General features: G+C 75.2%; 6 protein-coding genes. 1 reads left to right on the top strand and 5 read right to left on the bottom strand.

All coding sequences use genetic code 11. The features are described 5' to 3' along the window. Positions 1–308 precede the first annotated feature (308 nt). Positions 309–971: an HAD family acid phosphatase gene (locus ACFVXJ_RS00980; RefSeq protein WP_389656527.1), complete on the top strand. Its 663-nt coding sequence runs from the start codon at positions 309–311 to the stop codon at positions 969–971. A 59-nt stretch (positions 972–1030) separates the two neighbouring features. On the opposite strand, the gene ACFVXJ_RS00975 is transcribed toward ACFVXJ_RS00980, so the two are convergent. The 5 genes from ACFVXJ_RS00975 to ACFVXJ_RS00955 form a co-directional block, all read right to left on the bottom strand. Then, positions 1031–3385, bottom strand: coding sequence for a glycoside hydrolase family 65 protein (locus tag ACFVXJ_RS00975; RefSeq protein WP_389656524.1), 2355 nt, complete (start codon positions 3383–3385; stop codon positions 1031–1033). Further along, positions 3382–4137: a beta-phosphoglucomutase family hydrolase gene (locus tag ACFVXJ_RS00970; RefSeq protein WP_389656521.1), complete on the bottom strand. Its 756-nt coding sequence runs from the start codon at positions 4135–4137 to the stop codon at positions 3382–3384. Before ACFVXJ_RS00970 ends, ACFVXJ_RS00975 begins: the two co-directional genes overlap by 4 nt. Positions 4138–4539: 402 nt before the next feature. Then, positions 4540–6450, bottom strand: a complete 1911-nt coding sequence (locus tag ACFVXJ_RS00965) for a hypothetical protein (protein ID WP_389656518.1) — start codon at positions 6448–6450, stop codon at positions 4540–4542. Continuing rightward, positions 6447–10244 (bottom strand): DUF5682 family protein, encoded by a 3798-nt coding sequence (locus ACFVXJ_RS00960; protein WP_389656515.1) that lies wholly within the window; start codon positions 10242–10244, stop codon positions 6447–6449. The genes ACFVXJ_RS00965 and ACFVXJ_RS00960 overlap by 4 nt, the downstream gene beginning before the upstream one ends. Beyond that, positions 10241–11431 carry an AAA family ATPase gene (locus ACFVXJ_RS00955; RefSeq protein WP_389656512.1) on the bottom strand — a complete coding sequence of 397 codons (1191 nt, stop codon included), beginning with the start codon at positions 11429–11431 and terminating at the stop codon, positions 10241–10243. The genes ACFVXJ_RS00960 and ACFVXJ_RS00955 overlap by 4 nt, the downstream gene beginning before the upstream one ends. Positions 11432–11599: the final 168 nt, after the last annotated feature.

Here is an 11599-nt window from a genome sequence, read left to right as displayed (position 1 = left end):
AAAATTCGCAGGGCTCTACTGGGTCCCTGACCGCTCGGGCCGATGTGCCCGCCCGCTGGACCGGGGTCGTGGCCGAATTCGGGAAGTGGCGGATATCCGGGCCTGGTTGATGCCGTGTGTTCGTTACTCGTCGGGTGCCCGTCCTCGCCGGACCCGTCGCCGGTCGGGACCGGGTGTTCGCCCGCCGCCCTCGCGGCGGGCGTTCACCCGGCGGTTGCCAGAAATTACCTACCGGCCAGTAGAAAACGGGCGGGATCTGACCGACTCTTCTCGCGTACACGCCATCCGCGACCAGGAGTGAGTGACCTGTGACCCCCATACGCAGAGCCCGCACCGCCACGGCCATCACCGCGACCGCGGCCGTACTGGCCTTCGCCCCCGCCACCGACGCCAACGCGGTGACGGGGGCACCCGCGCAGGCCCCTGCCGCCGTCGCCACCTGGGCGCCCGGCGGAAACGCCGCGATCCTCGGCATCGACTACGCCACCTGGCAACGCGACGTCGGCGCCGTCATGGGCGCCGCCCGGCCCTACGTCGAGCAGCGCCTCGCTTCCTCCCCGGCCGGCGAGAAGCCCGCCATCGTCCTCGACATCGACAACTCCTCGCTGGAGACGGACTTCCACTGGTTCTGGACCACCCCCACCCCCGCGATCGCCCCCGTTCTCGACCTGACCCGGTACGCGAACGCGCGCGGCGTGGCCGTCTTCTTCGTCACCGCCCGCCCCGGCATCCTCTACTCCCTCACCGAACGCAACCTGACCTCGGTCGGCTACCCGGTGTCCGGACTCTACGTACGCGACCTGCCCAACCTGTTCAGTGAGGTCAGCGCGTACAAGACGGCCGAGCGCACCGAGATCGAGAACCGCGGCTACACGATCATCGCCAACATCGGGAACAACGAGAGCGACCTCGTCGGAGGACACGCGGAACGCACCTTCAAACTCCCCGACTACGGCGGCAAGCTCTCCTGACCCGCGCGGCAGGGCGCAAGAGCGCCCGGGTACCGGACGTAACACCACAGCCTCCGCCCTCAGCCGCGTCCCTGGTGGGCGTTCGGGCGGCGGTGCGGGGGCTGGTCGGGAGCCGGACCCGGCTTGAGCGGCGGGACGGGGCGGGACATCGGGGTGTCGGGCCGCAGGACGACCGGATCGCGATGGTGGTGGATCGTCAGGGCCGGGCCCTCCAGCAACGTGTAGGTGGCACTCTGCCGGTCGATCTCCGCCCGAATCCGACGACCGCGGAACTGCAGCGTGAAGGCGAGGCGGCTGAACTTCTCCGGCAGCCGCGGCGCGAACCGCAGGTCACCGCCCACTCGGCGGGTACCGCCGAACCCCGTGACGAGCGCCATCCACGTGCCGGCCAGAGAGGCGATGTGCAGCCCGTCGCGCGTGTTGTGCTCCAAGTCCTCCAAGTCCATCAACGCCGCCTCGGCCGCGTAGTCGTAGGCGAGGCGCATATGCCCCGTCTGCGCGGCGATCACGGCCTGGACGCAAGCCGACAGCGAGGAGTCCCGTACGGTCAGGGGTTCGTAATAGGCGAAGTTGCGGGCGACGTGCTCCTCGTCGAACCAGTCACCGCAGGTGTACATGGCGAGCACGAGGTCGGCCTGCTTGACCACCTGCTTGCGGTACAGGTCGAAGTAGGGGAAGTGCAGCAGCAGCGGATACTGGTCGGGTCGGGTGCCGGCGAAGTCCCACCGCTGGTTGCGGGTGAAGCCCGAGTGCTGTTCGTGGACACCGATCTCGTCGTTGTACGGGACGTTCATGGCGTGCGCGGCGTCGCGCCACGCGGCGCTCTCCTCCTCACCGGCGCCCAGCCGCTGCGCCTCCTTCGGATGCCGTTCCACGAGTTCGGCGGCGGCCAGCAGGTTCGCCCGGGCCATCAGGTTGGTGTAGGTGTTGTCGTCGGCGACGGCGCTGTACTCGTCGGGCCCGGTGACCCCGTCGATGTGGAAGGCGCCGTGGTGGTCGTGGTGGCCCAGCGAATGCCACAGGCGGGCGGTCTCCACCAGCAGCTCCACCCCGGTCTCCCGCTCGAAGTCCTCGTCTCCGCTCGCCGCCACGTACCGCGTCACGGCGTGTGCGATGTCGGCGTTCACGTGGAACGCGGCCGTGCCCGCGGGCCAGTACGCCGAGCCTTCCTGCCCCGCGATGGTCCGCCACGGGAAGGCCGCGCCGCTCAGCCCGAGTTGGGCGGCGCGCTCGCGCGCCGCGGGCAAGGTCGACTGCCGCCAGCGCAGGGCCTCGGCGACCGCTCGCGGCGCGGTGTAGGTGAGCACGGGCAGCACGAACATCTCCGTGTCCCAGAAAGCGTGCCCGTCGTAACCAGAGCCGGTCAGTCCCTTGGCCGGGATGCCCCGTTGTTCGGCGCGGGCGCCCGCCTGCAGGACGTGGAAGAGGGCGAACCGTACGGCCTGCTGGATCTCCTCGTCGCCTTCGACCTCGACGTCCGCGCGCGCCCAGAAGTCGTCCAGGTACTGCCGCTGTTCGGCCACCAGCGCCGACCAGCCGCCGCGTGCGGCGGCCGCGAGCGCCGCGTCGACCTGGTCGCTCATCGCGGGCAGTGAGCGGACGCCGGACCAGCCGTGGGCGGCCACCTTCTCCACCCGCAGCCGCTGCCCGGGCTCCAGCACCGAGGTGACGGTCAGGCGGGCCAGATCGGGATGGCTCTCACTCGCGCTCGTCGTCGACTCGGGACCGTCCACGACGTGATCGGCGGCCACCGCCACGCGCAGTGCGCTGTGTCGGGTGCGGTGGACGAGGCGCAGCCGGCTGCCGGAGGCGAAGTTCTCCTCCGGTTCCAGCGGCGCCTGCAACGCCATCGCCGCACGCGGGTCGCCGCCGGACTCCGGCAGTTGCTCGTTGGAGACCAGCTCGGACTGGATCACCACGCGCGCCCGGCGGTCGACGGCCTCGACCTCGTAGGCCACGGCGGCGATCGCCCGCTGCGTGAGGGAGACCAACCGGGTGGCGCGCACCCGGATGCGGGAGCCGGCCGGGGAGACCCATTCGCAGGTCCGGGTGAGCGTTCCGGCCCGCAGGTCGAGAACCCGTTCGTGCGAGACGAGGCGGCCGTAGCGCAGGTCGAACGGCTCGTCGTCGACGAGCAGCCGCACGATCTTGCCGTTGGTGACGTTGATGACCGTCTGACCGGACTCTGGGTAGCCGTAGCCGGCCTCGGCGTACGGCAGCGGATGCACCTCGTACACGCCGTTGAGGTAGGAGCCGGGCAGGCCGTGCGGCTCGCCCTCGTCCAGGTTGCCGCGCCAGCCGACATGTCCGTTGGACAGCGCGAACACGGATTCGCTCTGCGCCAGGACCTCGAAATCGAGCTCGGTCTCGCGCACGGCCCAGGGTTCGACGGTGTAAGAGCGATGGGTGATCACGCGGCGCCTCCCCGCTCCCGGAGCAGCTCCGCGAGGTCCTTGACGACCACGTCGGCGCCGTGCGCGTAGAGCGCGTCGCGCTGGCCGACGCGGTCGACGCCGACGACGAAGCCGAAGCCGCCGGAGCGGCCCGCGTCCATGCCGGCCAGCGCGTCCTCGTAGACGGCGGCGTGCCGGGCGTCGACACCGAGGTCGTGGGCGGCCGACAGGAAGGTGTCGGGGTGCGGCTTGCCCGGCAGTTCGCGTTCGGCGGCGACCACCCCGTCGACACGTGTGTCGAAGAGGTGCTCCGCGCCGATCGAGTGCAGCACGTCCAGGGTGTTCGCGCTGGAGGAGACGATCGCCGTCTTCAAACCCTTGCCCCGCGCCGCCTCGATGTAGCGCAACGTGCCGGCGTACGCTTCCACGCCCTGGTCGTGGATCTTCTTCAGCACCAGCCGGTTCTTGCGGTTGCCGACGCCGTGCACCGTCTGGGCGTCCGGCGGGTCGTCCGGCGCGCCCTCGGGCAGTCGGATGCCGCGGGAGTCGAGGAAGGTACGCACCCCGTCGGCCCGAGGCCGACCGTCGACGTACTCGTCGTAGTCGGCGACCGGGTCGAAGGGCCGGAAACCCGCTCCCTCGCGCTCACGCAGGAACGCGTCGAACGTCTCCTTCCAGGCGGCCGCGTGCACGACGGCCGTCTTGGTGACGACCCCGTCGAGGTCGAAGAGGCACGCCTGGATCTCTTCGGGCAAACCGAGCTCTGTTGTCATACCGCCAACCCTTCCCCGTGTCGCGGCGCTGAGACGGTGGTGATCGCCGGGGCGGGGTTCCGGTGCGCCGGCCCGACCGTCCCGCACCGGCTGCCCGAGGCTCACGTACGGCCATGGGCCGGGACAGGCAGGACAACACGCCCTCCCCGCCGACCCCGGTTCCTGACGGCGGGTGAACGGGCGACACCACCCGGACGGCGCTGCGTGCCACCCGACACGCGGGGACACCGCACCCGACTCCCGCCCCGCGAGACCCGGCCGACCCGAGCCTCCGTGACGGCTCGCAGGGGGTCGGGTGCGGCGGCCGGGTGCCGAAGAGCCGGCCTCGCCGCGAGCCGACGGCCACCCGAATCCGCCCGCCGGTGGTGAGGCCGGCGCCGGGCGAGGCGCTGCGAAGCCGGCCTAACGCCAAGAGGCGGCGACGAGGGATCGGCGGGCCGCGGTCAGGTGGGTGGCCGCGGCCAGCCAGGCCCACGCGTAGTGCTCCGGCGAGGGGTCGATCAGGCGACCGAAGCCGTCCCGGTCGCGGCGGTCCGCCTCGGTGGCGACGATGGCGGTCAGTTCCGCCGCCGTGGTGAATCCGGCGCGGCGGAGCGGGCCGTCCGCGGCGAGCGGCCCGGCACCGCGGGCCGCTTCGGCGACGGCCCGCCGCCCGCCCGCGACCCCGGTTTCCAGCAGCCGGCGCACCCGCCACAGCGGGGAATCCGCCAGCGGGTCGGGGTCGCCGGCCTCAGCGGACGCCGGGCCGGGGGCGGCCGGGCCGGTGGCGGCCGGGGCGGGAGGGAAGTTGTCGCCCTGGAGCCGGTCGTAGCCGAGGTCGGCGCGGCCGAGCCATTCGTCGGGCAGCCGCAGGGTGTACTCCGCGTCCGGCACGGGGCCGACCGCCAGCGGGCGCAGGGTCGCCGCCCGGTCCAGGTCGGGACGGCCCAGGACACGGACCTTCAGACCGGGCCGGGCGGCCAGCCGGCGCAGGTTCTCCGTGTACGGCAGCTCCGGGTGGGGGTGCGCGGCGCGCAACCGGAGCAGCGGCGCCTCCGGCCGCGTCTCGCGCACCAGGAGGTCTTCGCCGTACGGACCGACGACCTCCACGTCGCAGCCGAGCAGCGCGGCGCCGGCCACCGGGTCCCGGTCGGGGTCCGCCTCCGGGTCGGCGAGTTGCGCGGCCACCGCCTCCGCGGCCGGCCGGGCGAACAGGGCTGCGGCCGGTTCCTCGGTCCACGCGACCCCGCGCAGCGGCGACGCCCGCACCCCGCGACCGGCGCCGAGCCGGCCTTCGGGGGACACGGTGGCCCCGGCGATCCTCAGGCCCCCGCGGGCGAGGCCCGCGTGGTCGAGGACGGCGCCGCCGAGGGCGACCGGGGCGGAGCCCGCGCCGCGGGCGCGGGCGAGGCCGCCGGGACGTACGTCGGAGACCGAGTACGCGGCGCCGTCCGGGGCCACGAGGTGGGTGACCACTCCGCCGTACCCGGTCGCGGAGAGCACGGGCTCGCGACACAGGCCGTACACGCGCAGGGCGCCGCCGGGGCGGTAGGCGCGGCGGGCGACGCCGGTGAGTTGCGGACCGGCCGCGCCGGAGGCCGACATCCCCGCGACGTAGAGGAGCTCGCGGAAGGCGTCGGTGAGGTCGGCGAGCCGGTGGCTGCCGCTGCGTTCGCGCGCCGCGCGCAGCCCCCGTACCACCCGCAGCGCGGCGGCCTCGGCGCGCGGCAGGCCGGCCAAGCGGGCGGTGTGGCCGGCCCGCAGCAACTCCGTCTGCACCACCGCGCCCCCGGCGGTGACCCCCGCCGCGAGCGCCTCGGCAGCCGCCCGCCACAGCCCGTGCGCGGCCCGGACCTGGGCCCCGCTGAGCGCGGGCTCCGGTTCCGGGTCTCCGTGCCCCTGCATCGCGCCGTCGGGGCCGGCCTGCGCTTCGTGACGGGACCCCACCCCGGGGCCACCCACCGGATCGCCGCCCGACCCTGGCAACGGTTCCGGGCCCGGATCGGGGCCCGGGTCCGGCGTCGGCCCTGGGTGCTCCGGGTCGGCCAGGGGGGAGGCGCCGAGGGCTGCCGCGCGGTGGAGGCAGCGAGGGGCCAGCAGGCAACCGCACACCACCTGGTCGGCGGCGGCGATCACGCCGTGCGGGCCGGGTCGCAGGGTGACGAGGGCGTCCTCACCGAAGCGCACGCTGACGCTGCCGTCGGGCTCCGCGACGGCACCGTCGGCGCAGCCCGCGATGGCCGCGTCCAGCTTCTTGCGCAGCCGTGCCGTGAGACCCTCCACGGCTTCGGCGAGCACCTCGGGGGCTACGGGCGGCAGACGGTCGGGGCTCAACGGGCTTCTCCACGGAGGCGTTCGCCCACCCAGCGGGCGAGGGCAAGGGGGCTGAGGGCGGCCACCGGCATCCCGGCGGCGACGAGTCGGCGCGAGATCGGGACCGAGTAGCGCGGGCTGCCGGAATCGTCGAGGGCGGCGCAGCCCAGCAGGTGGACTCCGGAGGCGGCGAGGGCGCGTACCTCCCCGAGGAGCCCGCCGACCGGCCCGCCCTCCTCGAAGTCGCTGACCACGACGACGAGCGTGCGGCTGGGGACGGTGATCAGCGAGCGCGCGTGGGACAGGCCCGCCGCGATGTGCGTACCGCCGCCGACCCGCACCTCCAGCAGCAGCGAGAGCGGGTCCTCGACCCGGTCGGTCAGGTCCACCACCTGGGTGGAGAAGGCGAGGAAGTGGGTGGACAGCGTCGGCACGCCACCCAGTACGGCCGCCGTGAGGGCCGACCAGATGACGGATGCCTCCATCGACCCGGACACGTCGACGACGAGGATCAGCCGCCAGTCGGCCTCACGGCTCACGCGGGTGCTGAAGACGGGCCGTTCGGGGACCACGACCGTCCTGCCGTCGGCGAGGCGACGGGTGTGGGCGAGGTTGGCCCGTAGCGTCCTGGCCAGGTCCAGCGTGCCGCCGGGACGGCGGGTGGGGCGCGCGGTGGTGAGGCCGGAGAGCGCCGGACGCAGTCGAGTGGCCAACTCCTTCGCCAGTTCGTCCACGAGTCGGCGCACCAGGGGCCGCAGCCGGGCGAGCCGCGCCTCGGGCAGGCCCCCGGCGAGGGACAGCACCGAGCTGAGCAGCTCCACGGAGGGCCGTACGGACTGGGGGTCGAGCTGGGTCAGTACGTCGGAGCGGCCGGCGTCGGCCGCCTCGGCGAGCACCTCCTCACGTACGTCGGCGCCGAAGAGGGCCTCCAGTTCGTGCGCCCACTCGCGTGCCGTGGGGAACGCCGCCTCCCGGCCGCCTCCGGGTCCCGCGCCGGTGCCGGCGCCGGTGTCGAGGTCGGCGGAGCCTTCGCCCCGGCCGGTCCCGTACAGCTCGTCCAGGGCGTGGGCGTAGCGCCTTCCGCCCGGTGGCAGTCGGTCACTGTGGCGGCCGAGCAGCAGCCGCCAACGGTCGGCGGGGGCGAGGGTGCGGTGTTGGGGTGCGGGACCGGGTGCGGGACCGGGCGGGGCGGTGGCCGCCGGTTCAGCGCCCCGTGGGGTCGACGGCGTACGGCGCCGCGGCAGCGGAAGGGCCTTGAGGGCGGCGGCGCCCGCGGCGTCCGCGGCGGCCCAGAGGGCGAGCAAGCTCGGGGAGGCGTCGAGGGAGACGTCGACGCGGTCGCCGAGCCGTTCGGTGATGGTGTGGAGCAGTCGGTCGCGGGCGGCGGGGGCGAGGGCGTCGAAGCCGCCGCGCAGAGCCGGCAGCCGGTTCAGGAATTCCTCGTCGGTGAGGCTGTCGACCCGGTCGAGGACCGGGGTGAGGGCGGCATCGGAGGACGCCAGCAGCGGTCCCGCCGCGGCCAGTACGCCGCCGAGCCGGCGGGTGAGGGCGCGGCGGGAGTCCGCGGTGTGGGCACTGTCGATCCATCCGGCGGCGCGGGCACCGAGCCCGGCGGCCGGGTCGAGGTCGAGCAGGACCCGTACGGCCGAGGCGGCGCCCTGCATCAAGGGCGAGGCAGTGGTGGCCAGTTCCGCGAGGGTCGCGTCCATGAGCAGGCCGAGCCGGCGGGTCGCGGCGCGGTCGGCCAAGGCCACCAGGGCGCGGGCGTCGGCGGGGTCCGCACTGCCGGCGAGGCCGGGCAGGGACCGTACGGCGGCTTCGATCAACTCACCGGCGAGCGAGGCCGCCGCGGTACGGCTCGCATCCTCCGTGCCGGGCAGGTGGCCGCGTACCAGTTCCTCCAACAGCTCCAGTGCCGCCAGCAGTTCGGGCAGGCCGGCCGCCTGGGGGAGGACGGCCGCGGCCTCCTCAAGGCGGGCGCCGACCAGCTCGGGCAGGTCGCACCGCGCGGCGGCGGCCAGGCCGGTGAGGATCTGGTCCGGGGTCGGACCGCCGTCGGCGGCGGCCCGGCGCGCGGTGTCCCGGAGGGTCCCGGCGGCGGCCTGGGCGGCGGTGACGCCCCGGACCCCGGCGAGGTCGAGCCGGGCGGGGACCGAAGGCGTCCAGGCGAGCCGCCACTTGGTGCCGAGGGCGGTGCCGTCGCCGGTGGCGGCAACGGCGACGGGCTCACCGTACGAGGAACCGCAGACGAGCAGGCGCCGGAGCAGGACCTCGCGGCGGCCGTCGAGCGCGGAGCGCAGCGGGTCGAGGCGGACTTCGCGGGGCGCGGGGTCCTGGGGGCCGGGCAGCCGCAGCTCCGCGAGCTCGGCCTCGACGGAGGGGCCGAGGCCGGAGCGGGGCGCGCGGGGGGTGACCCGGCCGCGGCCGGTGCCGATGAGCACGGCCTCCAGTGCGCGGGCCAACGCCCGGCCCCGACCCAGCGGTTCGCCCTGGCCGAGCACGGTGGACACGGCTTCGAGGAGCTCCCCGCGGCCCGGTGCGGGCAGCCCGCGCAAAACGGCCAGGTCGCACGCGAGCCGCAGCGTCTCGGCGGCTTCCCCGGTCCCGGCGGTGTGACCGGCGCGCCGCAGCTCCCGGCAGATCCCGACCACGGCCGCGGACGCGGCGTCGCGGAGCCGCCGGGGGTCGCCGGCGGCTTCGAGGACGGCTTGCTGCCAGAGGGGGTCCCGGATGCCGGCCGGGTAACCGGAACGGGAGTCGAGCAGGTCGAAGGAGTAGGGCACGAACGAGGTCATCGCCCCCGGGGGGTTCCCTTCCGCCGTACGGGACCGGGGTCCCGCGGCCTCCTTCGCAGCGGGGGCGGCCGTGTCGGCACCAGGTGCGACGGCCGGGGCCGGAACGGCGCTCGGGCCCCGGAGCCCGAGCGCGTCGACGGCCGTCCCTGCGCCGCTGCCGCCGTCGCCGGCCCCGCCGTCGCCATCGGCTGCCCCGGCAACGGCGGTCGTCGCGGCGGTCATTCCCGCGCCGGGTGCCGCCTCCCCGGGACCGGTCGGGGCCGGCGCGGGTGCGCAGTCGGCCAAGGCCGGGGCGTGGAAGGCGCCGATCACCGCCGCGACCCGGCGTCCGCCCGACGCGGCGGCGGCGATGACCTCACGCATGCGGACCTCGCGCGCCAGGTCGGCGGCGGATACGGCGGCGTCCTCGCGCAGGGCCCAGCCGACGCCGAGAGCCGCGCGGCGGACCGCTTCCGGGGTGCACCCGGGAGCGAGGACCTCGACCGCCCGGTCCCACAGGTCGTCGCCGTCGCGCCCCGTACCGGACGCGGTAAGTGCGTCGGCGAAGGGCCGCCGTCCCCGGGCCGGACGCGCTGCGGACTCCGCCGGCTCCGCCGAACCCTGCGGATGGCCGGGCGGGCAGGGCGGGGCCGTCCAGGCCGGTGCGGACAGGGGGAGGTCGCAGCAGTGGACCTCGACGCCGCGCGTCCTCGCCCAGCGGATCGCCGCCAGCTCGGGGGAGAAGTCCGCGAACGGATAGAACGCCAGGCGGCCGTCGCCACCGGTTCCGGCCAGGGCGACGGGCGCCACCGTCTCCGGGTCGCCCAGGTGCTCCAGCCAGGGCCGGAAATCGGCCGGCAGCTCGACGCACACCACCTCCGCCTCCGAGGCGTCCAGCAGCGCGGGGACCACCGCGGCCAGGGCGGGGCTGTGGTGGCGCACGCCCAGCAGGTACGGTGCGCGCGACGCGGCGAGTGCGTCGACGGCGTCGCGTGGGTCGGCGGCCCCGGCGGCGGCCGGGACCGGGCGCACAGCGGTCATCGCAGGCTCCCGCGCAGGTCCCACAGCCGGCGCCACATCGCCGAGCCGTCCTCGGCGCGGCGGCGGACGGGCCCGTCCCAGTAGCCCAGCAGGCGGCCGTGGTCGGCGGGGTCGTCCTTGCGGACCACGCCCAGCAGGTGCCCCGGCAGCAGGTCCAGGACGTCACCGCCCGGCAGGTACGCCGCGGCGACCCCCAACGAGGCCGCCACCTGGACGGCTTCGGCGGTGGACATGACCGTACCGGGGCGTTCCACGTCCCAGCCCTCCGCCGAGCGCCCCGACCGCAGGTCCCGGAAGACCGTGACGAGGGCGTCGAGCACGGCGTCGTCGACTCCGAACGCGGCGCCGGCGCGTTGTACGGCGGCCACGGCCTGGCGGCGGATCAGCGTCGCCTCCGCGTCCGCGTCGGCGATCGGCGCGACCGTCTCGAAGTTGAAACGCCGCTTGAGGGCGGCGGACATCTCGGAGACACCGCGGTCGCGCAGGTTGGCGGTGGCGATGACCGTGAAGCCGGGGGCCGCGCCGATCACCGCGTCCTCGGTGGCGGTCAGTTCGGGCACGGTGATCCGGCGGTCGGACAGGATAGACACGAGGGCGTCCTGCACCTCCGGCAGGCAGCGGGTGATCTCCTCGACGCGCACGATCCGCCCGGTCCGCATCGCCGACAGCACCGGGGAGTCGACGAGCGCCTGCCGGCTGGGACCCTGCGCGAGCAGCAGGGCGTAGTTCCAGCCGTACCGGAAGGCGTCTTCCGTGGTACCGGCGGTGCCCTGCACGGTGAGGGAACTGGTACCGCTGACCGCGGCGGCCAGCAGTTCGGACAGCATCGACTTGGCGGTGCCCGGCTCGCCGGTGAGCAGGAGGCCGCGTTCCCCGGCGAGGGTGACGACGCAGCGTTCGACGAGGGCGCGTTCCCCGACGAACTTGGGGGCGATGACCAGCTTCGCGGGGAGCCCGGCGCGGCGCTTCGGCAGGGTGAGCTCCGTGCCGTCGCTGCCGCAGACGAAGGTGACCACGGCGCGCGGGGTGAGTGCCCAGCCGGGCGGGCGGGGGCCGGCGTCCTGGGCGGCGAGGAAGGCGAGTTCGGCGGCGTGCCGCTCCTCGGCGGGCAGCACCTGCCGGGTCGGCGCGGCCGCGGCCCGTGCCGTGGCGGTCGCCGGCTCGGCGTCCTGGTCGATGAGGGTCATGACGGGGTCCTCTCGGGCTTTCGGAAAGAAAAGGGAAAGGGGGCCGCTGGGCATCCGCGACGAACGGATGCCCCGCGGCGCGGCCGGAGCGGCGGGCCGACACGGCGCCCGGCGCCGGCACGCGCCGACGCCGGCGAGTGGCCTGGGTCAGCGCCGGCGGGCGCAGGG

This window comes from Streptomyces sp. NPDC058279 (genome assembly GCF_042881255.1).
Classification (GTDB): Bacteria; Actinomycetota; Actinomycetes; order Streptomycetales; family Streptomycetaceae; genus Streptomyces.
Note: the sequence above shows the minus strand (reverse complement) of the source record. Positions and strands in the feature narration are given on the sequence as shown.

Coding starts and splice junctions, on each gene's coding strand:
- ACFVXJ_RS00970 (WP_389656521.1), bottom strand. CDS start 4,137: ATGACAACAGAGCTCGGTTTGCCCGAAGAGATCCAGGCGTGCCTCTTC.
- ACFVXJ_RS00960 (WP_389656515.1), bottom strand. CDS start 10,244: ATGACCGCTGTGCGCCCGGTCCCGGCCGCCGCCGGGGCCGCCGACCCA.
- ACFVXJ_RS00955 (WP_389656512.1), bottom strand. CDS start 11,431: ATGACCCTCATCGACCAGGACGCCGAGCCGGCGACCGCCACGGCACGG.